Annotated in this window: 25 protein-coding genes, 1 tRNA gene and 1 pseudogene; 14 read left to right on the top strand and 13 right to left on the bottom strand. The window is 35.4% G+C overall.

What is annotated here, in order from left to right; genetic code table 11:
* Window positions 1-78 precede the first annotated feature (78 nt).
* The 6 genes from tnpA (at window position 79) to H5J24_RS11180 (ending at window position 5054) form a co-directional block, all read left to right on the top strand.
* Window positions 79-543 (top strand): IS200/IS605 family transposase, encoded by a 465-nt coding sequence (gene tnpA / locus H5J24_RS11155; protein WP_068943130.1) that lies wholly within the window; start codon window positions 79-81, stop codon window positions 541-543.
* A gap of 109 nt (window positions 544-652) precedes the next feature.
* Window positions 653-1831, top strand: a complete 1179-nt coding sequence (locus H5J24_RS11160) for an acetyl-CoA C-acyltransferase (RefSeq protein ID WP_068943129.1) — start codon at window positions 653-655, stop codon at window positions 1829-1831.
* Window positions 1832-1866: 35 nt separating this feature from the next.
* Entirely contained in the window at window positions 1867-2223 is a 357-nt protein-coding gene (locus tag H5J24_RS11165; protein ID WP_068943128.1) for a four helix bundle protein, read from the top strand.
* 50 nt (window positions 2224-2273) lie between these two features.
* Window positions 2274-4049, top strand: a complete 1776-nt coding sequence (locus H5J24_RS11170) for an acyl-CoA dehydrogenase family protein (RefSeq protein WP_068943127.1) — start codon at window positions 2274-2276, stop codon at window positions 4047-4049.
* Window positions 4050-4191: 142 nt separating this feature from the next.
* On the top strand, window positions 4192-4527 hold the full coding sequence (locus H5J24_RS11175; RefSeq protein WP_068943126.1) for a YegP family protein: 336 nt from the start codon (window positions 4192-4194) through the stop codon (window positions 4525-4527).
* A gap of 80 nt (window positions 4528-4607) precedes the next feature.
* Window positions 4608-5054 carry a phosphohydrolase gene (locus H5J24_RS11180; protein ID WP_068943125.1) on the top strand — a complete coding sequence of 149 codons (447 nt, stop codon included), beginning with the start codon at window positions 4608-4610 and terminating at the stop codon, window positions 5052-5054.
* On the opposite strand, the gene H5J24_RS25580 is transcribed toward H5J24_RS11180, so the two are convergent.
* The 3 genes from H5J24_RS25580 to H5J24_RS11190 all read right to left on the bottom strand — a co-directional run bounded on the left by H5J24_RS25580 (window position 5051) and on the right by H5J24_RS11190 (window position 7630).
* The gene (locus H5J24_RS25580; protein ID WP_283250777.1) at window positions 5051-5419 is read right to left on the bottom strand and encodes a DUF2490 domain-containing protein; all 369 of its coding nucleotides are present in this window, start codon (window positions 5417-5419) and stop codon (window positions 5051-5053) included. The two genes, H5J24_RS11180 and H5J24_RS25580, sit on opposite strands and share 4 nt — an antisense overlap.
* Before the next feature lie 20 nt (window positions 5420-5439).
* Window positions 5440-5766 (bottom strand): DUF2490 domain-containing protein, encoded by a 327-nt coding sequence (locus H5J24_RS25585; RefSeq protein WP_283250778.1) that lies wholly within the window; start codon window positions 5764-5766, stop codon window positions 5440-5442.
* A 172-nt stretch (window positions 5767-5938) separates the two neighbouring features.
* On the bottom strand, window positions 5939-7630 hold the full coding sequence (locus tag H5J24_RS11190) for a TonB-dependent receptor plug domain-containing protein (protein ID WP_232816306.1): 1692 nt from the start codon (window positions 7628-7630) through the stop codon (window positions 5939-5941).
* A 657-nt stretch (window positions 7631-8287) separates the two neighbouring features.
* On the opposite strand from H5J24_RS11190, the pseudogene uvrA reads away from it, so the two are divergent.
* Window positions 8288-11081, top strand: a pseudogene (gene uvrA, locus H5J24_RS11195) (excinuclease ABC subunit UvrA).
* 56 nt (window positions 11082-11137) lie between these two features.
* On the opposite strand, the gene H5J24_RS11200 reads toward uvrA, so the two are convergent.
* The gene (locus H5J24_RS11200) at window positions 11138-11773 is read right to left on the bottom strand and encodes an NAD(P)-dependent oxidoreductase (RefSeq protein ID WP_068943123.1); all 636 of its coding nucleotides are present in this window, start codon (window positions 11771-11773) and stop codon (window positions 11138-11140) included.
* A gap of 305 nt (window positions 11774-12078) precedes the next feature.
* On the opposite strand from H5J24_RS11200, the gene H5J24_RS11205 reads away from it, so the two are divergent.
* The 5 genes from H5J24_RS11205 (at window position 12079) to H5J24_RS11225 (ending at window position 15372) form a co-directional block, all read left to right on the top strand.
* Window positions 12079-12312 (top strand): hypothetical protein, encoded by a 234-nt coding sequence (locus H5J24_RS11205; protein ID WP_068943122.1) that lies wholly within the window; start codon window positions 12079-12081, stop codon window positions 12310-12312.
* A gap of 237 nt (window positions 12313-12549) precedes the next feature.
* Window positions 12550-13212, top strand: coding sequence for an alpha/beta hydrolase (locus H5J24_RS11210; RefSeq protein ID WP_232816307.1), 663 nt, complete (start codon window positions 12550-12552; stop codon window positions 13210-13212).
* A 556-nt stretch (window positions 13213-13768) separates the two neighbouring features.
* Window positions 13769-13840 (top strand) — tRNA-Arg (locus tag H5J24_RS11215).
* 212 nt (window positions 13841-14052) lie between these two features.
* A complete protein-coding gene (locus H5J24_RS11220; RefSeq protein ID WP_068943121.1) occupies window positions 14053-14502 on the top strand; it encodes a MarR family winged helix-turn-helix transcriptional regulator in 450 nt (149 codons plus the stop codon).
* A 21-nt stretch (window positions 14503-14523) separates the two neighbouring features.
* Window positions 14524-15372: a universal stress protein gene (locus tag H5J24_RS11225; RefSeq protein WP_068943120.1), complete on the top strand. Its 849-nt coding sequence runs from the start codon at window positions 14524-14526 to the stop codon at window positions 15370-15372.
* Between the two features lie 190 nt (window positions 15373-15562).
* Here the strand turns inward: H5J24_RS11225 and H5J24_RS11230 are convergent, their stop codons facing one another.
* From H5J24_RS11230 to H5J24_RS11250, 5 genes are all read right to left on the bottom strand, one after another.
* A complete protein-coding gene (locus tag H5J24_RS11230; RefSeq protein WP_068943119.1) occupies window positions 15563-16411 on the bottom strand; it encodes a cupin domain-containing protein in 849 nt (282 codons plus the stop codon).
* A 5-nt stretch (window positions 16412-16416) separates the two neighbouring features.
* Window positions 16417-18456 carry a hypothetical protein gene (locus H5J24_RS11235; RefSeq protein WP_232816308.1) on the bottom strand — a complete coding sequence of 680 codons (2040 nt, stop codon included), beginning with the start codon at window positions 18454-18456 and terminating at the stop codon, window positions 16417-16419.
* Between the two features lie 285 nt (window positions 18457-18741).
* Window positions 18742-19422: a MarR family winged helix-turn-helix transcriptional regulator gene (locus H5J24_RS11240; protein WP_068943117.1), complete on the bottom strand. Its 681-nt coding sequence runs from the start codon at window positions 19420-19422 to the stop codon at window positions 18742-18744.
* 62 nt (window positions 19423-19484) lie between these two features.
* Window positions 19485-20513 (bottom strand): ferrochelatase, encoded by a 1029-nt coding sequence (hemH, locus tag H5J24_RS11245; RefSeq protein WP_068943116.1) that lies wholly within the window; start codon window positions 20511-20513, stop codon window positions 19485-19487.
* Window positions 20514-20524: 11 nt separating this feature from the next.
* Window positions 20525-21808, bottom strand: a complete 1284-nt coding sequence (locus H5J24_RS11250) for a cryptochrome/photolyase family protein (protein WP_068943115.1) — start codon at window positions 21806-21808, stop codon at window positions 20525-20527.
* A gap of 315 nt (window positions 21809-22123) precedes the next feature.
* Between H5J24_RS11250 and H5J24_RS11255 the strand changes: the two genes are divergently transcribed.
* Entirely contained in the window at window positions 22124-22357 is a 234-nt protein-coding gene (locus H5J24_RS11255; RefSeq protein ID WP_068943114.1) for a hypothetical protein, read from the top strand.
* Here H5J24_RS11255 and H5J24_RS11260 read toward each other — a convergent pair.
* Window positions 22354-22653: a helix-turn-helix domain-containing protein gene (locus H5J24_RS11260; RefSeq protein ID WP_390881156.1), complete on the bottom strand. Its 300-nt coding sequence runs from the start codon at window positions 22651-22653 to the stop codon at window positions 22354-22356. The genes H5J24_RS11255 and H5J24_RS11260 overlap by 4 nt on opposite strands.
* 3 nt (window positions 22654-22656) lie before the next feature.
* Here H5J24_RS11260 and H5J24_RS11265 point away from each other — a divergent pair, with 3 nt between their 5' ends.
* Window positions 22657-23070, top strand: coding sequence for an NAD(P)H-dependent oxidoreductase (locus tag H5J24_RS11265; protein ID WP_082811193.1), 414 nt, complete (start codon window positions 22657-22659; stop codon window positions 23068-23070).
* A 3-nt stretch (window positions 23071-23073) separates the two neighbouring features.
* Here the strand turns inward: H5J24_RS11265 and H5J24_RS11270 are convergent, their stop codons facing one another.
* The 3 genes from H5J24_RS11270 to H5J24_RS11280 all read right to left on the bottom strand — a co-directional run bounded on the left by H5J24_RS11270 (window position 23074) and on the right by H5J24_RS11280 (window position 25469).
* Window positions 23074-23733: a hypothetical protein gene (locus H5J24_RS11270; protein WP_232816309.1), complete on the bottom strand. Its 660-nt coding sequence runs from the start codon at window positions 23731-23733 to the stop codon at window positions 23074-23076.
* Window positions 23734-24213: 480 nt separating this feature from the next.
* Window positions 24214-24978: a hypothetical protein gene (locus tag H5J24_RS11275; protein WP_068943112.1), complete on the bottom strand. Its 765-nt coding sequence runs from the start codon at window positions 24976-24978 to the stop codon at window positions 24214-24216.
* A 2-nt stretch (window positions 24979-24980) separates the two neighbouring features.
* On the bottom strand, window positions 24981-25469 hold the full coding sequence (locus H5J24_RS11280) for a MarR family winged helix-turn-helix transcriptional regulator (protein WP_068943111.1): 489 nt from the start codon (window positions 25467-25469) through the stop codon (window positions 24981-24983).
* Window positions 25470-25559: the final 90 nt, after the last annotated feature.

Consider the following 25559-nt stretch of genomic DNA (forward strand, 5'->3'; position numbering starts at 1 on the left):
TGTTAATAGCTATGAATAATTTAGAATATAGGAAAGCCTCGTAGAGGCGACCTGATAATAGACGATCACGTTAGATTTATGGCCAATACCTATACCCAGATTTATATTCAAATTGTTTTCGCTGTAAAAGGAAGACAAAACCTGATTTCAAAAGAAAACAGAGAAGAATTACATCGGTTGATTACAGGTATCGTTTCCAATAGAAATCAAAAATTATTCGCAGTGTTTGCAATGCCTGATCATGTACACATTCTCATAAGTATGAATCCAACAATGTCAGTTTCAGATTTAGTTAGAGATATTAAAGCAGGTTCTTCAAAATTCATCAATGAAAAAAGATGGATGAATGGAAAGTTCAATTGGCAGGAAGGGTATGGAGCTTTTTCTTATTCTAAAAGCGGTGTTGATTCGGTTGTAAAATATATTTTAAACCAGGAAGAACATCATAAGAAGAAAACTTTTAGAGAAGAATATCTGGACTTTATGTCAAAATTTGAAATAGAATATGATTCGAACTATTTATTTGAATGGATTGATTATTAGCAGGTCGCTCCTACGGAGCTCCTCAAATTGCAAAACAACACAAACAAGCTATGGACAGTTTACCTCTACGAGGCAAAAATCTTTCAAAAAATAATTTAATTTAAAAAAAATGAAAACAGCATACATTGTAAAAGGATTCAGATCAGCAGTAGGAAAAGCACCAAAAGGTTCCCTGCGTTTTACACGTCCTGATGTCATGGCAGCTACCGTTATTGAAAAATTAATGGCTGAGCTTCCGCAATTAGATAAAAACAGAATTGATGACCTTATTGTAGGAAATGCAATGCCTGAGGCAGAGCAAGGATTAAACGTAGCTCGTTTGATTTCCTTAATGGGTCTAAATACAGATAAAGTTCCGGGAGTAACTGTAAACAGATACTGTGCTTCAGGAAGTGAAGCGATTGCTATTGCTTCTGCAAAAATTCAGGCTGGTATGGCAGATTGTATCATCGCTGGTGGTACAGAATCTATGTCTTACATTCCGATGGGTGGTTATAAGCCGGTTCCGGAAACGGATATTGCAAAAACAAACCCTGATTATTATTGGGGAATGGGTTACACCGCTGAAGAAGTAGCAAAGCAATATAATATTACCCGAGAAGAACAAGATCAGTTTGCTTTTGAGTCCCATATGAAAGCTTTAAAAGCGAATCAGGAAGGTAAATTTGCTAACCAGATCGTTCCGATCCCAGTAGAATATAACTTCCTTGATGAAAATCAGAAGATTCAGACTAAGAAATTCGATTTCTCTGTAGATGAAGGTCCAAGAGCTGACACTTCTCTGGCAGGTTTAGCTAAACTTAGACCTGTTTTCGCTAACGGAGGAAGTGTAACAGCTGGAAACTCTTCTCAAATGAGTGACGGTGCTGCTTTCGTTATGGTAATGAGCGAAGAAATGGTAAAAGAATTAGGTCTTGAACCGGAAGCAAGATTAGTAGCCTATGCTGCTGCTGGTCTTGAGCCTAGAATCATGGGAATGGGACCTGTTTATGCCATTCCAAAAGCTTTAAAACAAGCAGGTCTTGAACTAAAAGATATTGATTTAATTGAGTTAAACGAAGCTTTTGCATCACAATCGGTAGCAATTAAAAAAGAATTGGGATTAAATCCGGATATCTTAAACGTAAACGGAGGTGCTATCGCTCTTGGTCATCCACTGGGATGTACAGGAACTAAACTAACTGTTCAGCTTCTTGATGAAATGAGAAGACGTGGCAACAAATATGGAATGGTTTCTATGTGCGTTGGAACAGGACAAGGAGCGGCTTCAATTTTTGAACTCTTATAGACTAAAAGAGTAAAGAATAAAGAGCAAAGACTATAATGAAACATAATTTCAAACATCTTAACATCTGGAAACTGTCCATTGAATTAGCTGATGAAATTTATGGTATTACAGATAGTTTTCCAAAAAACGAAGAATTTGGACTTAAATCTCAAATTAGAAGATGTACAGTTTCTGTAGCCTCTAATATTTCAGAAGGCTCAAGCAGAAGTTCAACCAAGGATTTTAATCGTTTTTTAGAAATAAGTATTGGCTCTCTTTATGAATTACAAACTCAAATTATTATTTCGGGCAACAGAAATTATCTTGAAGTTTCTAAAACCGAAAAAATAGAAAATAAAATCACAGAACTACAGAGAATGATTTCTGGCTTTCAAAAAAATTTAACATTGTAAGTCTTTATTCTTTTCTCTTTGTTCTTTAATCTAAAAAAACAAAATAATATATGGCTACACTAAAAGGAGGTGAGTTCCTGATCAAGGAAATTCCTGCAAACGAAATTTTCAGTGTTGAAGAACTGAATGAAGAACAAAAAATGCTTCGTGATTCTGCGAAGGAATTTATAGATAGAGAGGTTGTCCCTCAAAGAGAACGTTTCGAAAAGAAAGATTATGCATTCACAGAAGAAACAATGCGTAAGCTTGGAGATATGGGAATGTTGGGAATCGCAGTTCCTGAAGAATACGGAGGTCTTGGGATGGGCTTTGTAACTACGATGTTAGCTTGTGATTACATTTCCGGAACTACAGGATCATTGGCAACGGCGTATGGGGCACACACCGGAATCGGAACCCTGCCTATCGTTCTTTATGGAACTGAAGAGCAAAAGAAAAAATATCTTCCGGACTTAGCAACAGGAACAAAATTCGGAGCTTATTGCTTAACTGAGCCTGATGCAGGTTCAGATGCGAACTCTGGGAAAACAAGAGCCAAGCTTTCTGAAGATGGAAAACATTATATCATCAACGGACAGAAAATGTGGATCTCTAATGCAGGTTTTGCTGATACATTCACACTATTCGCTAAAATTGATGATGATAAAAACATCACTGGTTTTGTAATCAACAGATCTGAATTGGAGAACCCTGAAAGTTTAACTTTCGGTGAAGAAGAACACAAATTAGGTATTCGTGCGTCCTCTACCCGTCAGGTTTTCTTCAATGATATGAAAGTTCCTGTAGAGAATCTTTTAGGAGAAAGAAACAATGGTTTCAAAATCGCTTTAAATGCATTGAACGTAGGTCGTATCAAATTAGCGGCTGCTTGTTTAGATGCTCAAAGAAGAATTTTAAACCACTCTATCCAATATTCTAACGAGAGAAAGCAGTTTGGCGTTTCTATCTCTACTTTCGGAGCGATCAGAAAGAAACTTGCTGAAATGGCAACCGGAGTTTTCGTAAGTGAGGCTGGTTCTTACAGAGCTGCGAAAAACGTTCAGGACAAAATTGACGAATTGGTAGCTGGTGGAATGGATCACCAGGCTGCTGAACTTAAAGGTGTTGAAGAATTCGCTGTAGAATGTTCTATCCTTAAAGTGTTTGTTTCTGATCTTGCACAGCACACTGCTGATGAAGGTATTCAGGTATACGGAGGTATGGGATTCTCTGAAGATACTCCAATGGAAGCTGCATGGAGAGATTCAAGAATTTCAAGAATTTATGAAGGGACTAACGAAATCAACAGATTACTAGCTGTAGGAATGCTTATTAAGAGAGCAATGAAAGGTGAATTAGACCTTTTATCTCCTGCCATGGCAATCAGCAAAGAATTGATGGGTATTCCTTCTTTTGAAGTTCCTGATTATTCAGCATTCATGAGCGAAGAAAAAGCGATTATCGCTAACCTTAAGAAAGTATTCCTTATGGTTTCTGGAGCGGCTCTTCAAAAGTATATGATGGATATCGAAAAGCAACAACATTTATTATTGAATGCTTCTGAGATCCTTAACCAAATCTATATGGCAGAATCTGCAGTATTAAGAGCTGAAAAACACTTCTCCCCTGATTCTGTAGAAGCAGCGATGGCTCAATTGAACCTTTACAAGGCTGTTGAGAAAATCATTGTAGCCGCTAAAGAAGGAATTATTTCTTTCGCTGAAGGAGATGAGCAGAGAATGATGCTTTCAGGATTAAGAAGATTCACTAAGTATACTAATCATCCAAATGTAGTAGCATTAACTGAAAAAGTAGCTGCTCACTATATTGAAAAAGGAGCTTATTAGTCTTTATACCATAAATTTGATTTCAAAACGCCCCATTTCGGGGCGTTTTTCTTATTTATTCATTTGAACGCAAATCTTGAACAATTCCAATATTTTTTCCTAAATTTATTATAACTAAACCATTAACTCAAAATACAAACCTATGGGAAAATTTATTATTTCTAAAAGAACCAATGGCGAATTCCATTTCAATCTTAAAGCCGGGAATGGCCAGGTCATTCTAACAAGCCAGGGATACAGTACCAAACCATCTTGTGAAAACGGAATCAGTTCTGTAAAAACCAACTCTCAGGAAGATGCTAAATTTGAAAGGAACACGGCCAGAGACGGCAGGTGTTACTTCAATCTTAAAGCCGGAAACGGACAAATCATCGGAACCAGTCAAATGTATGAATCAGACAATGGCATGGAAAACGGAATAGAATCCGTAAAAAATAACGCTCCTAATGCTCCTGTAGAGGATGAAACGAATTTCTAGAATAATTGTAAATAATCTTTATAAAAATGTCTTATTTTTTTAAGGCATTTTTTATTTTTGTACTCTATTTTCATAGAAAAATGACAAAAGAAGAATTACTCAATAAAGCGATAAAGATTGCCGATAAGGCTCATAAAGGACAAACTGATAAATACCACGCTCCTTACATTGGCCACGTTATGCGTGTCATGGAATACGGGAAAACAATTGATGAAAAAATTGTGGGTATACTGCATGATGTTGTAGAAGATCATCCACTGGAATTCAGTCTTGATTATTTAAGAACAGAGGGCTTTCCTGAATACATTATTTTCGCCATCAGCTGCCTTACTAAATTTGATCCGGAAGAAGATTATGATGACTTCATTAAGAGAACAGAAAGATCTCTTCTTGCAGTCGCAGTAAAAATTAATGATCTTCGCGACAATATGGACCTTAGAAGAGTAAACCGTGAGCTTACTCCTAAGGACATTAAAAGGTTTAATAAATATCTTAAAGCCTACCGTTATCTGATAGAAAAATATTAATCTGCACCAGGGAAATCATATGTTTTTACCTCATGGTCTGTGCCATCAATGTTGATGTTCAAAGCCAGGTAGATAAAATGTAGATTTTTATTTCCTTTGGCTTCAAATTCGCGCTGCCAAAGGTATCCGCTTACAATTCCAAAGTAATCATCGATCTGATAGCCGAAACCGCCATAGACTCTGTTTCTCGCAAAAGTAGGCTTCATCGGGGTTACCAGGAAAAGTTCATCATAAGCATTCGCAAAGACAGTCCCTTTTTTGATCGTTTTAGAGTTTAAAGGAACACTTATATTCAGACGATAACGGTAACGCATTCTTTGAGAAGTCTGATCTGTTTGTGGTTCATAAAACCAACTTTTTTCCACACGAAAACGGTTCTCAAACTTCACAATCCCTTTTTAACATCAATGATATCCTGAAGCCAAACCCTAAACTCTTCTCTGCTTAATTTTTTATCCTTGTAATTCACATACCTTCCAAGTCCCACAAATGGTTTATGATTCTTGGTAAGATTATACCCTAATCCCCCTTTTATTTCATAATAATCAGGATAGGTATAATCTTCGTTACCTCTCAACTGCCCTTCTCCATACATGAAAAACTTAGGATGAAACTTGTAGGTTAAAGTCACTGCATTGAAGCTGGAAATGTGTTCCTGTGCTTTGAAGAAAGATAGACTAAGAAGTAGACTTAAACCTAGAAAACGTTTCATAAAAAATTTTTGCAAATTTAATTTTTTTAACAATTTGTTAATATTAACTTTCATTAATATTAGATTAACACTTACTTCATATTAATTGTGTATGAAAAACCAATATGGAACCACCTTTGCGGCATTTCAACCCCAAATGCTTCCGTATATTTTGTATTGGTGATATTATTCACTAAAACATACACGGAATAGTCTTTTTATAAAAGCTTAATTTATCATCCAAAAGATGGTAGCTTCCTAAATTCATTCTCTCATTATATCTGTACACCAATTCATTGGTAAAACCACCAAGAAATTTTGTTTCCAGCTTACCAATGATCTGATGCTTCAGGTTATCCAAGATATATCTTGAAGTCCATTCATTAGGTTCCTGATATTTGCTGTCAATATAGGTATATCCAGCTGTAGGTTTCAGCCAGTTTGTTATCTTATAGCTAATCTCTGCTTCCACACCTTTCACCTTGATATCTCCAACATTTGCAGCTAACCAGGTTAAATCTTTGGGATCCTTTTTAAGCCAATCAATAGAATTCTTTGAATCCCTTAAGAATCCGCTCACCTTTGCCAAGACCTTCCTATTCTGGTATTGATATCCTATTTCTGACGAAATCGCATTTTCAGGTTGCAGACCAGGGTTTCCACGTTCCGTAGGGCTTATATAATAAAGTTCCGTGAAGGTAGGAACACGATGTACTTTTGCAATATTTCCGTAAATCTTACTGTTAGGATTGAAATTATATCCCACATCCAGGCCGGGATAGAAAAAGTTTCCTTCTTTAGAATAATTAGCCCATGAAATTCCGGGGCTGATGTTTAGTTTTTTATCTAATAATGAGAAATGGTGTTCAAAGAAAACCTGAGAAACAAAACGATTTGGATTACCTAAGTTGCTGCTTACCAGAAACTCTTTTCTCAGTTCCACCCCCACTCCGGTAGTTCCTAGTCCCCATTGGTAACTGGAATTCACTTCACCACCTACATTATTCCCAATGTGCATATTTCTGTAAAAAGAAGGATCTTGTCTTTTATAAAGGTACATATCCTGCCCTCTTCTCCAATATACATTAGAATTAATTTTTAATTTCCCAAAAGTCTGTTGATGTGCAATACTTATAACGGAAGCCTGCATTTCTTCATATTGATCTACAGCCGTTTTAGAAGCATAAAACCCATTAGCACCGAATTTCTTTTCCGAAAAACCAGCCTGAAGTCTCAGATCTCCATTTTTAATATTCAGTTTTCCCTGATAGAATACATTTCTGATTTCATAATCAGTATTATACATATAGCCTTCTGATCCTGAAGTATTGGCCTGAAGGGTATTGGAAAACTTTTCATTTCCCATCTGGGCATTAAAGCCTAATCTATAAGAACTATAATCACCCCCTTCCGCAGTGATTTTAACCTTTTTTCCTATTCCTGGTTTGGTAATCACATTAATGACTCCTGCATAGGCATTTTGACCAAAACGTCTGGCAGCAGGGCCCTTGATGATCTCTATTTTTTCCACATCCTCCAGATCAACTGGAATATTCATAGAATTGTGTCCGGTCTGAGAATCATTGACTCTAACCCCGTTTAATAATAGCAAAACCTGTTCAAAGGAACTTCCCCGGAAACTGATATCACTCTGAACTCCATTAGACCCTCTCCTTCTGATATCCATACCCGGAACCTGCTGAAGAATTTCATCAATACTTTTGGAGGGTGCATTGGCAATTTCTTCTTTGGTGATAACCGTAATATTCTGGTTGGCACTTTTGTAAGGTGTAGAGATAAATTTCCCCTGAAATTCAATATTTTCAATATCTGTAGTTTTCTCCTGAGCCTGTACCCAAAGCAGAGATCCCAGAAAAAAAAGCACTTCCTATCTTTTTGATCATAACCGTTTCCGTAGTTTCTTTTAACAAGGTTCAAAAGTAAGGGAGTTCATGAAGACAGGCAAATGATACTTGTCATAAAAAAAGACGCAGCCTGAATGCTGCGTCTATGTTTTTTGAGGGAGGTTTCTATCTTTTTCTCATTAAATGTGTAACTAGATCTCTGAATAATTTTCTCATTTCTATATTACATATTTATGAATACAATTTTAAATAATTTTAAAACATAAAACAATACCCAGATAAAAAAACATGTTAAAAGATCAAAAACTGTTTAAAATTCAATAAAAACACAGTGCAAAAAGAAAATAATTCCACAAAAAATATTTTAAATTACCTTTTTTTGAGTGCCCTATTGTGGTACCTAATGTCCTATTTTTATTTTTTGATATACAATTTTAGTAACAGGAGAAGCATATAATTTTCGCTAAAAATTCGTAATTTTGTGGGTCTTAATTTTACAGCGAGAACATTCTTTTTCAACTGTATCTTTGGCAGCATTTTTACAAACAGCCGCCTCACTCAGATGAATACGAAGATATGTTGAAAGTTCGAATTGATGACGCCCGGAATATTCCGGGAAACACCATTAAACTGGCAGTTTACAACACTGTACAGTTGTTTTTATGAATAAACAAAATATGGCTGATACTACAGAAATAGATATTAAAAAACAGATTTTCGTTAAGAATGCACATCTTAACAATCTGAAACATATAGATGTCCTGATCCCGAAAAATAAACTGATTGTTATTACCGGCGTATCAGGAAGTGGTAAATCATCTCTGGCATTTGATACGATCTATGCAGAAGGCCAGAGAAGATATGTGGAAAGTTTAAGTTCTTATGCCCGTCAGTTCTTAGGAAAATTAGAAAAACCTAAAGTTGATGATATTAAAGGACTCGCTCCCTCCATTGCCATCCAGCAGAAAGTAATCTCATCCAATCCGCGCTCTACTGTAGGAACTTCTACAGAGATCTATGATTATATGAAACTTTTGTTTGCGAGGATTGGGAAAACATTTTCTCCGGTTTCGGGGGAAGAAGTGAAAAAAGATTCCGTTTCTGATGTGGTAGACTTTATTAAGGCTTCCCAAAAAGATACTTCCTTTTTATTAACAGCCCCATTGGAATACGATGCTGATAATTTTAAGGAAACGTTAAACGTTTTAAAACTGGCAGGTTTTACAAGACTTGAGATCAATGGAAATCTAGCAGGTATCGAAGATCTTGAAAGTTTCGGATTTGCTCCGGAAAAAGGGATGAAAATCAACCTGGTAATCGACCGTTTTTCTTATGAAGAAGATGAAAGCTTCCTACAGCGTTTGGCAGATTCTATTCAGATGGCATTTTATGAAGGCCGTGGTTATTGTTCTTTGAAGAATACAAATACAGAAAAGGTAAAAGAGTTCTCCAATAAATTTGAACTGGATGGAATAGAATTTCTTGAACCCAATGTTCATTTCTTCAGCTTTAATAATCCATATGGAGCTTGTCCTGCTTGTGAAGGTTATGGAAAAGTAATTGGAATAGATGAGGATCTTGTGGTTCCTAATAAAACACTATCCGTCTACGAAGACGCTGTAGTCTGCTGGAGAGGAGAAACCATGAGCGAATGGAAAAAAGATTTCATCAAAAAAGCCGGGGACTTCCCTATTCATAAACCTTATCATCAATTGACCAAGGAACAGAAAAACTTTCTTTGGGAAAGGTGATGGCAAAAGCAATTTCCCATGCATCAACAATTTCTTCAAAATGCTTGAAGAAAATCTTTATAAAATCCAGTACCGTGTTATGCTTTCCCGTTACAGAGGAAAAACACTTTGCCCAACCTGTGAAGGATTGAGGCTTCGTGAAGAAACAAGCTGGGTAAAAGTAGACGGACATAATATTCAATCCATGATTGAACTTCCGTTGGATGAATTAGCACCATTAATCAACAGCTTAAAGCTATCTGATCACGATAAGGAAGTTGCCAAGAGGTTATTATACGAAATCACAACCCGCCTGGAATTTTTATTAAAGGTTGGGTTAGGATATTTAACCTTAAACAGAACCTCGAATACGCTTTCCGGAGGGGAAAGTCAAAGAATTAACCTGGCAACAAGCTTAGGAAGTTCTTTGGTAGGTTCCATTTATATCTTAGATGAACCTTCTATCGGACTTCACTCTAAAGATACAGAAAACCTAATCGAAGTATTGAAAAACCTTCGTGATTTAGGAAATACGGTTATCGTAGTAGAACACGACGAAGATGTAATGCATGCTGCCGATTATATCATTGACATTGGTCCTGAAGCAGGTTATCTTGGTGGTGAACTGGTATTTGCAGGAGATTATAAGGATCTGAAAAAAGCTAATACGCTTACCTCAGAATACCTTACAGGAAGACTGGAAATAGAAGTACCAAAGAAACGCAGAAAAGCAAAAGAGTGGATTCATATTAAAGGAGCTCGTCAAAATAACCTTAAAAATATTGATGTAGATGTTCCTTTGGAAAGTCTTACCGTTATTTCAGGGGTTTCCGGAAGTGGAAAATCTACATTGATGAAGGAAATCCTTACCAACGACATCCAGATTCAGCTGGGAATGGGTGGAAAAAAAGGAGATTATGATTCTGTAGAATTCCCGAAAAAACTTATCAAAAATATTGAACTGATCGATCAGAATCCTATCGGAAAGTCTTCCCGCTCCAACCCTGTAACTTATCTGAAAGCTTACGATGACATCCGTGACCTTTTTGCTAAGCAGAAAGTAGCAAAAATGATGGGCTACAAACCAAAACATTTCTCTTTCAACGTAGATGGCGGAAGATGTGATGAATGTAAAGGTGAAGGGGTAATCAATGTTTCTATGCAGTTTATGGCTGATATTGAACTTGAATGTGAAGTTTGTAAGGGAACCCGATTCAAAAGTGAAATTCTTGAAGTAAAATTCGATGAGAAAAGCATTTCCGATATTCTCCACATGACAGTAGATGAGGCATTGGAATTCTTTAAGGATAATAATGAAGAAAAAATTGTAACCAAGCTGAGACCTTTACAGGATGTAGGATTAGGTTATTTACAGCTGGGACAAAGTTCTTCTACCCTTTCCGGAGGTGAGGCACAGCGTGTAAAGCTGGCTTCATTCCTGGTAAAAGGAGTTACTACAGACAAAACCTTATTTATTTTCGATGAACCTTCTACCGGACTTCACTTCCACGATATTCAAAAGCTGTTGAAATCATTGCAGGCCCTGATTGATCTTGGACATTCGGTGATCGTTATTGAACATCAGCCGGATATCATCAAATGTGCTGATTATATCATTGATATTGGACCGGAAGCAGGAAAACATGGTGGTGAAGTAGTTTTCGCCGGAACTCCTGAAGATCTTACGAAAAATAAAAAGTCATATACAGCGAAATACATCAAGGAAAAACTTGAAAAATAAATAGAAACAGAGAGCCATTGAGCTCTCTGTTTTATTATTACTCCAAAATGTTTAGTTTAAATATTATATAAGAATGGACTTTCCCTGATGTAATTAGAATTTTTAATCTGCAAAACCAAAAACTCTGCAAGATCTGCAGCACTGATATTTTCACCTTTACAATCAATCAGACTCGTTTCAGTGGTGAAACTTTCGTCTGTTAGGTTAATAAGTGGTAATCGTACCAAAGTCCAATCCAGACTGCTTTCTAAAAGCAACTGATATTCTTTCTGTTTATCTGAAGTGGTTTCAGGATAATTCTGATACATCCATTCTGTAGCCATCTTAACGCGGTCATTTTTTTGATCCGCCGAAGTATTCACACTTAACCCAGTGGTTACAATATATCTTTTGATTCCATAATAATTCATCGTTCGGATGATATTTTCTGCAGCATCACTGAAGACAGACTTCTCTCCCTTTGGCTGACCTAATGTACTGATCACCATATCACAGCCTTCAATTAATGTATGTACTGCCTCTCCATCCCTTACATCTCCTTTTACGATTTCAATCAAGGGATCCTGCATTTTGAAGTCTTCAGGATTTCTCCATAAAAGTTTGATTGGATATCCTTTTTCAAGAAGGTTTTGTACCAGATATTTTCCGGATTTTCCGGTTCCGCCGATAACGGCAATTGTATTTGTTTTCATAATAATCTTATTTAAAATATGATGGTTATTATTCAAACCATTTTAATCATGGAGAGTCTGTTCTTCTACAATTTGATTGGATTTAAATAATAAAGTATTTGGTTCAGGACTTCTGAACTTATTATTTTCAAGCTTTAGAATTATGCTTGAATCGGGGTGATATTTAGAATAAGATTTTAATGAAATAAAGATACTCAATTTTGAGATAAAAATTAGCTAACCTGTTGACTAATGATTATTTAAATCACTTGTGCGGGTATTCTATTTTACATAATTTAGACTTAATAATCTAAAAATCAATTACTATGAAAAATTTAAAGAAATTAAAAAGACATCATCTTGTACTCATAAACGGTGGAGATGTACCTTATGCAGATTGTGATATAGAAGGAAAATGCCCTGCTGTTTCAGGTTCTTACTATTGCAGCGGAGGAATTTGTTATAGATCTTCCGGCGGAGGTAATCCTGATGATAACTGCCACGAACCTAAGCGCGACTGTATGCCATGGGACACAGGATGTGGATGTGTATATTCATAAAAAAATAGTTTGTAAGATAAAATACAGAGCAGTTCCTACTGCTCTTTTTATATTTTTATAATTTGTATCAAATCCATTCTTTTATATCAGTAAAAATTCAGATTTTTGTGGTCAACCCATTACACCATGAAATTCGAAAAAGTAATATATCCTCTGCCTTGCATTCTCTTTCTGATGAGTTGTTCAGTAAAGAAAAATATAAATTCAGAAAATGAATATGAAACAAAGCGGGATACATTGACTTTGTTTGACCAGAATAGAAACCGTAAGATTCCTGTTGCTTATTATATTCCTAAAACCAATAAGAAGATACCGAATCAGCAGGTGATTATTTTTAATCATGGATATGGTTTCAATAAAGGTGGTGATTATTTTGTGTATTCTTATTTAACAGAAAAACTGGCTTCCAAAGGATATTTTACTGTAAGTATTCAGCATGAGCAGACTACAGATGCTCCCTTACCTGTAGAAGGAAACCTTCAAATCGTAAGAAGACCTTTCTGGCAAAATGGTTCCGACAATATATTATATGTATTGAATGAGCTTAAAAAAACAAATCCGGAGCTGGATTACAAACACCTTACCTTAATCGGACATTCTAATGGTGGGGACATGGTGGCTTTATTTGGGAATCAGCATCCTAATCTGGTCTATAAAATTATTGCGATGGATAACCGAAGAATGTTCCTTCCGAGAACAAGTATTCCTAAAATTTATTCATTACGCTCCAATGATTATCCTGCTGATGAAGGAGTCTTACCTACACAAGAAGAGCAGAAAAAATATCATATGACCATTCAACCCACCTCCATTAACCATAGCCACATGGACAATAAAGGCAGTGATGAAGAGAAAAAGATATTGAATGACTTTGTCCTGAAATACCTTAATGAGCATTGAATTTAAACATTTTTTTGTTCCTTCTCAATGATAATTTATCGGCCCGAGTCAGACTTATCCACAACAAAATGTGGATAACTTGTGAATTTTAACATTAAATTCATATTTCGTATTAAAAATATCACTACATTTACTATGTAATAAACATCGAAGTGGAAACTTTATTTGCTTTTCTTACTACTCTTGAAATTGCAATTAAATTTGAAATAAAAATTTAAGCACAGCATTGTCGGCTGTGCTTTTTTATTGTTGTCTAATTAAAAAAATGAGATGTATTATCTACTGAATCTGCCCCTAAAGGGCAGATTCTTTTTATTCTAAAGATTAAAATGCTTACAACAGAACCTGATGCATTAAAAATATGTACAAAAAATCCCCGGATCTCTCCGAGGATAAAAGCTAATATTATCAACTCAATTTAGTATTGAATGATAGAGTAAAGATAATAATATTTATCTAAAATTATAGGAAGCATTCTACTTTCTGTAATCCTTAGTTAAATAAAACAGATCGATTCAAAAATATATAAAAGAATAATTTGTATTTTTATTCCCCTGGCCTTATAGTTCAATGGATAGAACAAAAGTTTCCTAAACTTTAGATCCAAGTTCGATTCTTGGTGGGGCTATTTCTTTCCTTTTACTATCAATCATTTTTTGACCCGCTACCATAGCAGCTCCTTCTTCTTTTTCCAATAATAACCTGATTGGCCACCACAAACAATTTTACAAACCCTCTTCTTCAGATATAAAAACCTATTCACTAACATTTTATATTCAATTAGTTGAAATTAAAACTAATTTTCCGTACATTTGTTAGGAAGCATCAACATAAAATTTTATGTCTGAAAAACAAAATAACCTGTCCGAACTGGCCTTAGAACTAGGCTGGGCAATGACTGAAATGAAGAGCCGCTTACGGCAAAAAATTCAGGCGTGCGTTAATGAGTATGATCCGGATCTTTCCGTTGAACTGGTTGAAATTCTTGGACTTCTATCCCGCAATGATGGGATCAATCAACAGGAAATAGCCAATAAAGTAAGTAAAGATAAATCAAGCATCACCTATCTTATCAATGCTCTCGTAAAAAGAGAACTGGTAGAACGGGTTGCTTATAAAAATGATAGAAGAAACAAGCAGATCTTTCTTACTTCAAAAGGAAAAAAGCTTGTAGAAAAAGTGTATCCATGGGCACTGGAGCTCTATAAAAAAGCTGCCGGTAATCTTCATGAAGACGAAATCAGCAAAGCTCTTCTTTTAGTAAAAAAAATGACTGCTAATTTAGAATAATCAGGATTTAAAATATACAACATGAAAACAATCCTCGTCCCTATTGACTTTACATCTACTACAGAAAATGCAGTAAAAGTTGCCGCAGAATGGGCAAAAAATTATGATTACCAAAACATTATTCTTTTGAAAATTGCCGGAGAATCTGAATTTGATTATCTGCATATTGCAGAAGGGCATTCATTCGTTAATGAAGAAAGTGTCAATAGTCTTTTAGAAAGAACAGAGTTACGATTTGACCAGCTAAGTAAGGTTGTTGCAGAGATTTCACCAGAAGTAAAAGTCTCCAGGCTTTTAAGTGACTGGGCACTGACAAGAAGTATTAATGAAGTACTGAAAAACCAGCCGTCTATCGAAATGATCATTTTGGGAAGTGATGATTCTACTTCCTCCAATGAAAGCTTTGTGTCCGATAATATTATCAGTATTGCAAGAACAAGTCCCGTTAAAACCTTGATTGTTCCCAATAGTTATCAATACAGCAGTATTAAAAATATTGTGATTCCTTGTGATGTCAATGGAGTTAAAAAGCTTGAAAGGCTGTTTCAGCACAAATCTACTATTCAGAAACAGGATCGACACTTATTATTCCTGAATATCAATACTAAAGAAAAAACGGATATCAACCCCGATAAAAAGAAAGAACTGGAAGGCTATATTCATCAACATTTAACAGAGATTCCAAGCAGTATTCATTATTCGTATGATGAAAATGTAATCAACGGGATTTTGGCTTTTGCAGCTTCAAATAATGCTAATCTTATTATTGCTTTACCGGGCAGACATAGTTTCCTTTACTATATAGCAAACCGAAGCATTTCTGAAGGTCTTTATCAAAATACCAATTTACCTGTTTTGATTTTGAAATAAAGGTTGATTGAATACAATTGCTTTTTTAAGACAACTGGAAAATATTTTATTATAGCAGATGAAAAACGCACCAAATTTATTGGCGCGTTTTTTACAATGATTTTATTAAATCAATAAACTGCATATTTTAAGAATCAAAAAATGTATTCAGTAAAACTCTGAATTAGATAAGCGGTCACCACTTATCAACTTAAGATAATTCGTCTATTATAGCGGTATAGTCCGGAAAAACTTGTTTTAAATGATCTAAAAAAGCCTTTCGCTCTTTGTCATCACTTGGTAAAGAGGTGCTGCAACCCTCATGAAAAGCTGGTGCTAAACTACAGCTGCTCAAATTAAAATCCTCATTTACAACTTTAGCGCCAAACCATGTATTTTTGGGTACAATGGCTTGTAACTTTTCTCCTTTATTTGTATTCCGGCCTATCACTTTAACTGCAACTCTGTTTTTCTCCAGGTCGAAGATATAAATTTGCAATGCTGAGCCTTCGTGAAAAAACCATTGTTCGTCCATTGTAAGCTTATGCAGTTTTAACTTTGGATGATTATCTATCAGAATAAAATTCAGGGAATAAGTACTGTCTTTATCTGCTTCATGAGTAGGATCAATACCAAAATAACCGACACGATCTACCCGTTTTAATCCCAAATCTTTAATCCACGCTTCTTTAGTTTTCTGCAATGCGAAGTTAACGGTAGTCCCCAAAATTTCAAATTCATTTGTTGAGCTTCGCCATAAACCCTTTTGGGTAAGAATAGGCTGCTGTGATCCGTCTGGTAATTCTATCACTTCGCGATGGTTCAATAAAGGCACACCAGACTTTCGTACCGCTTCATCATCCTTTACATGCTGTGCTCTATCATCAATAGTTCCTACTATATCAGAGACAGAACTTCCTACTAATTTTGCAAAATTTTCATTGCAATATACAAATCTGGAATCAACATCTTTTACGCAGGTGTAGACACCATCCATATTGAGTACAGGACTTAAATCCAGTCCAGCTTCTACAAGTGTAGCCGTTTCGTTATTATCCATGCCGCTTAAAATTTAGATTGGTCCATTAAAGAAAAAACTTCATTAAACTCAATATTATGATCATTAATATGTTTTTCTTTACCATTGATACTTTTTCCTTTAGCATTAATCGGCTTACCTGCGTTTTTCGCAGCAATTCTTTTATCAGCTAATTGAAGCGCCATTGCCGTCATGGTCAAAGTAGGATTCCAGGCACCGCTTTGTGCCCATAATGACGCTCCTGTTATAAATAAATTGGATACAGGTTTTCCTTTGTTTATCAATTGATAATCTAAGTTTACCACAGCCTCAATATCATTATTATTAACTATAGGAAGCGTAGAACCTTCGTGCACCATTGCTGGAACATGCGGGTAAGCCGTACGTTTATCTTTCTTTACCCAAGAATTTTGCATGACAGAACGTTTTTCCAAGTCTTTGACAACATCTTTGCCTAATTGAGACTCTTGATAATAATTCAAATCACTATACCAGTATTCAGGGTCACCAAATAGGTAATCAAGTATATCGTAGGTTGCTTTACCCATGTCATCCCATGTTTCTTTATCAATCAAGCTTGGATTACAGCGAAGGACACTAGCAGTCGTAGCATCATGGTCTTTATTAGCATGAAAAGATGCTTCTTTATTATGAATATCTAATTCACCCAGAATAGCACATACTAATATCACATGGTTTTCTGAGTCTGCTAATTGTTCCGGAGAGGCTGTAGATACCACATCCGGCATATAGCGCATGGCCAGTTCTTTATTCTTATCCGGATGAGGATCATGAATAATCGACAATTGAATATGAAACTGCTGTTTATTTTTAGCAAAGAATGGCAAGTAAATCGCCCCCATCTGCAAATTATCATTTTCTGAAATCGAATCTTTTCCTAAAAGCTCCATAAATTTATATTTCTCTACTCTGGCTGTTATTGCAGAAATCGTATGGGCTGTAAAATGCTGACCTGCCAATTCATGATTGAATGATTTCTGAATCAGCGTAGCAGGCGGCATCGCACCGGTTGCTAATATTAATTCTGCATCATTCAATGCAATCGTACCCCTTGTTGTTAATAAGCCATAAGCTTTATTATCCTCATTCAAAATCTCTTCTACGACACACTCTGTAACAATATGCAACCTGTTTGGATACATATTATTTCTTTCTTTTCCCTTTTTTTCTGTAATAGGATCTTTTTCAGTGCCAAATGCAGTACTGTCTACCAAATTCAGAATAGCAGTTGGGGTAGAGAACTTATTAAAATCAATCCCTTTATTCTCACCATCACCACAAGCCAGAGAGGCGTATTCAACCTTCATAAGTTGAGCTCCGGTATGATTTCCTCCATTAACATTCGAGTTGAATTTTTCTCTATTTCTATTAATTTTATTGTAAATAGCATCTTGTAATCCTCCATATTCTGGTAATTGTAATTTACTCAAATTGTCTTCCAAGTCCAGTCCTTTTAATTTTTTTAAGTTCTTCACAAAAGGCAAACTATTAGACTTATGGACATGTAATAGCTGGACAGCATCTTCAAAATAAGATGTTTCACCATTTTTTTCCGTTAAAGATTTAAATAAAACCGGGGACCACTTAGCAGCTTGTTCTTTTTCCGGTTGTGGGCACCAGGCACTCCACAAGAAACTTCTCCCCCCAAAATAAGGCAGCATACCATGCTGCGTTACGCGATAAGGGGCCTTTTCAAGCATTGTAGATTGAGATAAGCTCCAAGGGAAAGTCTCAGAAATAGGCCCAACCAGTTTTTTATAGCTTGCTCCTAAGTTCTGAAAATGGGTTGGCAATAAAAAGCCTCCCCTTTCAATCATTAGAACTGTAGCTTCTTTATCTTTTTCCAAAATTCTTTTAGCGAAGGCATATCCGCAGAAGCCCGAGCCAATAACGATATAGTCGTAAGAATTATTTTCTTTAGCTTCTTTCCATTGACCTTCTGTCAAAAAATAAGCGTGATTCATGATATCCTGAATATCAGGACGCTGAGGGCCAGGAGTTGGATATCCATTACCCAGGTTTCTAGATGATGCAAAATTTCCCATGGTTATTAGTTTTTTATGGATTAATATTATGGGATAAAAATAATAGGTTCAAAACGATATCAATTAAGTATTTATACCCAATTTGTGGTACCGGGTTTTTACATATAATCAATAATTAATATTAAATAATCACATAATACCTTATCATTATATCTCAAAAAATCCATCTCCTCATTGTTGATTTATTTTCAAAAAAATATCGCCAACTGAAAACAGTAGGCGATTTATAGAGTAAAATTAATAAAGCCTTTTAATACAATTCTGCTTTAGAAGAAATTTCAGACACTACTCATCTTTAAATGAATACTCATCATACACAGTACTGATAAGCTCTTCAGAATTGATATTTCGTGAAAAAATGGGATAATGAAAACGATCCAATTTATTAAGAATACGTATAAGTTCCATCTTTTCGTTATGATTAAGATTTCCCGCAACAATATTAGTGGCCTGTCTTATCTTCTCCATTTGCTTTTCCAAAACCATCAGCCCTCTTTCAGAAATCCGGATTAATTTACTGCGTTTATCTACATCAGAATCCATCTGTTCAATAAGTCCCTGGCGTAAAAGCCTTGCAATAATAAGCATCCCAACAGGTTTATCCTGGATATTTTTCTTGATCAGGGCCATTTTGCTCATCTCTCCGAAAGCTTTTAAATTAATTAAATAAATAAAGTCTTCCTGAGTAGAAAATTCAGAATCTGATATGGCAGACTTTGAATAGGTTTTTGCATATCGGTTAAGATGAACAAGCAATGTACTTATAGCACTTTCCGGGGTTCTTCCATTCTCCTTGCCTTCCCAGTAAGGCTCTTCAGAATGGTATTCTTTTCCGGTATTCTCCTTATCAGAAATCCATGCTTTAAAACCCTGAATGGTTCCCGGGTACACATCAGGATAAATCCGGCCTTCTCTTTCAAAGTCCTGCAGAAGGTCTATGAAGTCTTTAATAAGCGTATAATTCATTCGTTTCAAATAGTCTACAAAAATACTTAATTTTATAAAAAATAATTACAATATACTCAAAACTATACTAAATAGAATTGATTAAGCTGCTCTTCACACAGCGTTCGGATAACTTCAATCCAACGGTCTTCATCATTGAGGCAAGGAATATAGGTGAAATTTTCACCTCCGGCTTCCAGAAATGATTCTTTTCCTTCTACCGAAATTTCTTCCAGCGTTTCAAGACAGTCTGAAACAAATGCCGGACAAACAATGGCAAGATTTTTAATGCCTTTGCCGGGGATTGTTTCTAATGTATGATCTGTATAAGGCTCTATCCATTTATCTTTTCCTAACCTGGACTGGAAAGAAACAATGACTTTATCTTTTGGTAATCCAAGCTTGCCGATTACCCGGTCAGTAGTATTGAAACACTGGTGACGATAACAAAACGAATGGCTGGGATGAGTCTCTTTATGGCAGCAGTCATTCATATTACAAGTCTTTGTGCGGTCTGTTTTATAAATATGCCGCTCAGGGACCCCATGATAAGAAAACAGTAAGGCATCAAAGTTTTCCGGAAGCTTCTCACGGATACTTTCTGCTAGGCAGTCCGTGTATAGATCCCGGTTATAAAAAGGCTGAATATAATTGATTCTTACATTGGGAAATTTTTTCTTTCTGATTTCCTCTGCTTTTTCAATAACCGTTTCTGTGGTACTCATTGCATATTGTGGATAAAGAGGAAACAATACAATTTCTGTGACTCCTTGATCAACAAGATTTCTGATGCCTGTTTCAATACTTGGTTCCGCATATCTCATTCCGATCTCAACCGGTATATCGACTAGCTTTTGCAGCTTTTGCTGTATCTTTTTAGTGATAACAATGAGCGGTGATCCTTCATCTGTCCATACCGTTTTATAAGCTTCTGCTGATTTTGCTGGCCTGGTTTTTAAAATTATTCCCTGAACCAAAAGTGCACGGAAAATCCACCGATAATCAATTACCTTTTCATCCATCAGGAATTCATCCAGATATTCTTTTATGTCTTCTACCGCCGTTGATCTTGGAGACCCAAGATTGATTAATAAAATTCCTTTTTTAGTCATTTTTTTATTTGTTATTCTGCCAATGCTTCTTTATAAACCGTCAATGCTCGTTCTCTGGCTTTTGTATGCTCTACAATAGGTTCTTCAATATAATCTTCAGGAAGCCACTTCCTAATATATTGACCGTCTTTATCAAACTTTTTAGCTTGTTCATAGGGATTGAATATTCTAAAATAAGGTGCTGCATCACATCCACATCCTGCAGCCCACTGCCAGTTCCCGTTATTTGCTGCCAGATCATAGTCTAAGAGTTTTTCTGCGAAATAAGCTTCTCCCCACCGCCAGTCAATAAGCAAATGTTTGGTAAGAAAGCTTGCAGTGATCATTCTTACTCTGTTGTGCATAAATCCGGTTTCATTAAGTTCTCTCATTCCTGCGTCCACAATGGGATAGCCTGTTTTGCCTTCACACCATGCATTAAATTCATTTTCATCGTTCCTCCAGGAGATATTCTCATATTTGTTTTTAAAACAATAATGCACAACACTTGGATAATGATAAAGAATCTGCATAAAGAATTCTCTCCAGATAAGTTCATTAAGCCATACTTCATTGTGCTTAGCAGCATATTGTACACATTTTCTGACGGAAATTGTCCCAAAACGAAGCGCAATCCCAAGATGAGTCGTACGATCCATAGCAGGAAAATCTCTATAATCACCATAGGAATCGATGATATCTCTATCCAATTTAGGTTCTGCCAGTTCAAGATCTGTTTTCTCAAATCCTATTTCTTTTAATGAAATAATTTCTGAAGGTCCACTGTAACCTGCAAAGTGATCCCAGTTTGTAGTAACAGACTCTATATTTTTACAGTTTTCTTTCCATTTCTTGGAGTATGGAGTGAAAACAGTATAGGGAGAAAGATCATTTTTCAGAATATTATTTTTTTCAAATATCACCTGATCTTTAAAGTCCCTAAACTGAATATGGTATTTTAATAACAAATCGGCTATCTGCCGATCCCGCTTTATGGCTTGCGGTTCATAATCCCTATTGCAAAAAACTGTATCAATTATAAATTCTTCCGCTATTTTTTTAAACACATCCGTTGGGTTTCCATAGTAGACATGAAGACCGCTGTTATGTTTCTTCAACTCTTTATGGATCTGTTGCAAAGCCTGATGAATATAATCTACCCTTCTATCATACTTATTCTGAAGCTGATTCAGTATTTCTGTATCAAAAATAAAAATGGGAATAACATTTCTCCCAGCATTTAGGGCATGGTGAAGCCCGATATTATCGTCCAGCCTAAGGTCTCTCCTGAACCAAAAAATATTCACTCTATTCATGACCTCTCTTTTAAAATATAAATATTTGCAATTAAAATAAATACAAATATACTATTTAAAACCAGTGAAAAGAATATTAATAAACTAATTTTAGATTAGAAATGAATAAAAGAAAATATATTCTGAATCTAAATGACGGATAAAAAAGCCAGAAATAGGTGAAAAATTTATTTTAAAAGGCTTCCGGCATTGTATATAGGATACTAAAACAATATCATTTTAGCTTTTGATTTCTCTTGAAAACCTCACAATCATTAGCATTTGTAAATAAGATTTACGAAATTTGCCTGCATTAAACGTACAGAACTCAGCGTAATGGAAGAATTCGAACTCCCTGTAACCTATAAAGGAAAAGAAGAACTTTTTAATGTAAAATTAGCCACCTTCACCTATGGTTATAAATTCTATGTAGATGTGAATGGTAACGAAATCGTTTTTGAACGCGATGATGAAGGTAATATGCGGGCTATGATTCAGGATACCTCATCGGAGTCTAAGGTAGAAAGAGGGCTTATTGAGGCTATTATGGAAGTATTTAATACACTCTAAGCTACTTCTAGCCTATATGCTTTAAGACTTTTCCCTTTATGTCTTTTGAAGAATTTGTTGATATGGCTTTCATCGGCAAAACCAAACTCATCGGCAATTTCATGAACTCTTTTATCACTGAAACGTAATCTATGTTCTATTAAACGGATTTTATAGGAAGAGATATATTGCTGGATAGATTCATTGCACTGTTTACGGAAATAGCTTCCAAGATAAGTTGGAGATAATCCAAACTCATTGGCAATAGTTTCTACTTTCAGAAGTTTGGGTTGGCGTATATTTTTGGCTACCAACAAAGAATGGAACTGGAACCTGACCTCGTAAAGGCCCTTGAAGATATTCAGTGGAGTGAGCATCAGATATGGATTCATCCTGTTTGGTGGCTGGGTATGCCCGCTGTAATGAAAGGTTTCTTTGATAGGGCATTTCTTCCCGGAATTGTTTTTAAAACGGATAAAAAAGGAAGCCATGAAGGATTACTCAATGCGAAATCAGCAAGGATCATTACCACAGCTGGCGACCTATCTCTTAAATTATATGAAGATGAATACCTATCAAGCGGCCTTATTCAGCTAAAGAAAGGAATTTTGGAGTATTGTGGAGTTTCATCTGTTGAAAACCATTTTATTGGTCCTTTGTATGAATTAACGGAAAAGAACCGTGAACAATGGCTAGATACCATCACAGAACTTGCCATTACCGATTCTCTATAAACTTTAATAAACTTCAAATTCTTTACTGCCTTTAAGACGATAAAGGTAAAGGGTAATGTAAGTAACCTCTGCATTATCCTTCCCTTTTCTTTTGAAATTGCCCCAAAGTGCTGATTTTTCATTATCAATCTTCTGCAAACATACGATTTTGCCATTGGCATAAAAAGTCATTTTATAATCTTCTATAGGCTTTATATCAAAAGATGAAATATCAGTTTTGGTTCTGAATACATATTCGTTCCATCTCTGCTTTATTTCTTCTGGTAATAAGTATAACTGTTGAGCCACTCTTTTTTCTCTGTTATAATAAATGTTAGCCAACGCACTCCAGGAACCGTTTATGTAGATATTTCTTATTTTATCATATTGAGTCAATACTTGCTGTTCAAGAGCTTGCAGCTTATCTTTATCGTCGGTAAGTAAAACCTCAGCATTATCAAGAGTTTTTATATCGTAAGGAATTTCAGCAAAGAAGGTGAATGCATCTTCAAATGCTTTGTTGTTTTCAATCCTTTTTTTAGAGGTTGAATATTTTCGTATCTCATCTTCTGCAGAATTCCCGGCTGTATTGATTGTTGATTTTACAATCTTCATCTGTATTGCTGAGTTGGGAGAAAGTTCTGTATTTAAAATCTTCTTATCCTGATCAAACCCCGGAGTCATTTTAATCGTGATTTTTTGATTTCCCTTTTTAGTAATCCATTCATTCAGTGGGAAATAAGAACCTGACAAACCACTGCCGGAATTGTCTTTGTATATTATAACAGGAATATCATTAATTAAAACTTCAAAAGAACAATTATTGGTAGAGATATAAACACCATAATGAGGTTCATTATCTTTTTTTTGACTTCCCGATTGTTTACAGGGATATTTTGATGAGATCCGATAGATTCATTTTTTTTCTCAGCATGAACTGACAGAGAAAATAGTAAACCTAATACAATATATTTTTTCATATTTTTTGTTTTATCTCATATACAACCTTTGTAATGAGATTTTTCACGATGATTAGTTCAATCTCTAAAAATAGGAATAATCATTTCCATATTATGATAAAAATAAGATATTTTTTTGACCGATGCATATGTATCAGACAGTAATCTTACAGGTGATATCACAACGGAATACCCATACAATATATTATTCAAAAACCACATAGTTTACTTTATCTACTCCGGTGTTCCCTGTTTTCTCATGATAAGCATAGAGAACAAGTTCATAATTTCCTGGGGTATTAATCACATAATTTCCTTCAAATAGGTTCGTAGAAACCCATGACATATCAATATTCTTAACGAATTTCCCATCTTTTTTAAGGATTCCTTTCACTTCAATCTCATCTGAGTTCCAAACTCCGCCTTTTTCAATGACGCAGCCACACATCATGACAATATTGGCCTGAAACAGGAAAGGTTTATCCTTAATGGTATTCAATGCAATATATTGATGTGTTCTTGGTTTTAAAATATCAATAATGTAACCGGGAATTTCAAGGATAATACCTTCTCCTAAAATGTTTTTCCCTGGTATCAGCCATAGTTCCGTACTGACAACAGCCTGTGCCTGCTTACTGTTCAAAGGAGAAATAACTTCTATCGTCACAAATGTAGGTTCGTCAATATCAACTGTAGCTACAAAGCCACCAGTCTGATCATCAGCAATTGAATTTCCTCTCACTTTAGGGGTTTTCATGATCAGATCAGTGTTCCCGGTACTCCCGGTTGTTTTTCCTTCTGCTAAAATTCTTTGGTTTAATTTATTCCGGACAATGATATGAGCACCCCCCAATGAGCTTCCGATGAATTTGGCATCTTTAGCTTTTGCTCTTACCATCACTTTAGTTTCGGTAGCAGAAATCACAAGGTTAGAAAAAAATAACGCGGTAATGAGAAGAAGTGTTTTCATGATTATATTGTTTTTAAGTATTCCTGTTTGAAACGGTGGTGGAAAGATTCGTTTTTCAGTTCCTGATCTATGGTGTCAAGGTAAGAAAGGATAGATAAATCTTCTGACAATAATTTTAGAATAGCTTTTTCACAGCTGTCCCAGATTTGTTCCAATTGTGGAAGCATTTCAATAGCTTTAGTAGATAATGAAATCATCTGTTTGCGTTTGTCTTCATTATCCTTTTGAATGATCAGGTATCCTTTTTCTGTCATTTTTTTTACAATAACCACTACTGATGGATGAGAATACCCCAATGGTTCTGCAATATCTGTAATAGAAATCTCCCCTTTCTTCTGAAGCAGCTTAAAAATGAGATACCAGTTAGGTTCTACATCAATGCCAAACTCTTTATAAAATTTCCTTACATCATGAGACATCCGGTCACTGATTCTTTTTAACCTGCTATCTAATGCTTTGTATCCCAATTCTTTAATAAAGTCAAAATCCATTTTAAAAATCTTTGATGTAAATATATAAAAAAATATAGTTGACTATATAGTTCGCTATATTAATTTTAGAAAAAGATTTAAACATTAATA

The sequence above is a fragment of the Chryseobacterium capnotolerans genome (genome assembly GCF_021278965.1).
In the GTDB taxonomy this organism is placed as follows: domain Bacteria; phylum Bacteroidota; class Bacteroidia; order Flavobacteriales; family Weeksellaceae; genus Chryseobacterium; species Chryseobacterium capnotolerans.

Bases quoted from the DNA above. Each gene is read 5' to 3' on its own strand.
- H5J24_RS25585 (WP_283250778.1), bottom strand. From the start codon at position 5,766: ATGAAACGTTTTCTAGGTTTAAGTCTACTTCTTAGTCTATCTTTCTTC.
- H5J24_RS11270 (WP_232816309.1), bottom strand. From the start codon at position 23,733: ATGACTCCGGGGTTTGATCAGGATAAGAAGATTTTAAATACAGAACTT.
- H5J24_RS11200 (WP_068943123.1), bottom strand. From the start codon at position 11,773: ATGAAAACAAATACAATTGCCGTTATCGGCGGAACCGGAAAATCCGGA.
- H5J24_RS11255 (WP_068943114.1), top strand. From the start codon at position 22,124: ATGGAAGAATTCGAACTCCCTGTAACCTATAAAGGAAAAGAAGAACTT.
- H5J24_RS11170 (WP_068943127.1), top strand. From the start codon at position 2,274: ATGGCTACACTAAAAGGAGGTGAGTTCCTGATCAAGGAAATTCCTGCA.
- H5J24_RS11160 (WP_068943129.1), top strand. From the start codon at position 653: ATGAAAACAGCATACATTGTAAAAGGATTCAGATCAGCAGTAGGAAAA.
- H5J24_RS11175 (WP_068943126.1), top strand. From the start codon at position 4,192: ATGGGAAAATTTATTATTTCTAAAAGAACCAATGGCGAATTCCATTTC.
- H5J24_RS11235 (WP_232816308.1), bottom strand. From the start codon at position 18,456: ATGGGAAATTTTGCATCATCTAGAAACCTGGGTAATGGATATCCAACT.
- H5J24_RS11280 (WP_068943111.1), bottom strand. From the start codon at position 25,469: ATGGATTTTGACTTTATTAAAGAATTGGGATACAAAGCATTAGATAGC.
- H5J24_RS11230 (WP_068943119.1), bottom strand. From the start codon at position 16,411: ATGGATAATAACGAAACGGCTACACTTGTAGAAGCTGGACTGGATTTA.
- H5J24_RS11250 (WP_068943115.1), bottom strand. From the start codon at position 21,808: ATGAATAGAGTGAATATTTTTTGGTTCAGGAGAGACCTTAGGCTGGAC.
- H5J24_RS11240 (WP_068943117.1), bottom strand. From the start codon at position 19,422: ATGAATTATACGCTTATTAAAGACTTCATAGACCTTCTGCAGGACTTT.
- H5J24_RS11265 (WP_082811193.1), top strand. From the start codon at position 22,657: ATGGAACTGGAACCTGACCTCGTAAAGGCCCTTGAAGATATTCAGTGG.
- H5J24_RS11205 (WP_068943122.1), top strand. From the start codon at position 12,079: ATGAAAAATTTAAAGAAATTAAAAAGACATCATCTTGTACTCATAAAC.
- H5J24_RS11220 (WP_068943121.1), top strand. From the start codon at position 14,053: ATGTCTGAAAAACAAAATAACCTGTCCGAACTGGCCTTAGAACTAGGC.
- H5J24_RS11275 (WP_068943112.1), bottom strand. From the start codon at position 24,978: ATGAAAACACTTCTTCTCATTACCGCGTTATTTTTTTCTAACCTTGTG.
- H5J24_RS11225 (WP_068943120.1), top strand. From the start codon at position 14,524: ATGAAAACAATCCTCGTCCCTATTGACTTTACATCTACTACAGAAAAT.
- H5J24_RS11165 (WP_068943128.1), top strand. From the start codon at position 1,867: ATGAAACATAATTTCAAACATCTTAACATCTGGAAACTGTCCATTGAA.
- H5J24_RS11180 (WP_068943125.1), top strand. From the start codon at position 4,608: ATGACAAAAGAAGAATTACTCAATAAAGCGATAAAGATTGCCGATAAG.
- tnpA (WP_068943130.1), top strand. From the start codon at position 79: ATGGCCAATACCTATACCCAGATTTATATTCAAATTGTTTTCGCTGTA.
- hemH (WP_068943116.1), bottom strand. From the start codon at position 20,513: ATGACTAAAAAAGGAATTTTATTAATCAATCTTGGGTCTCCAAGATCA.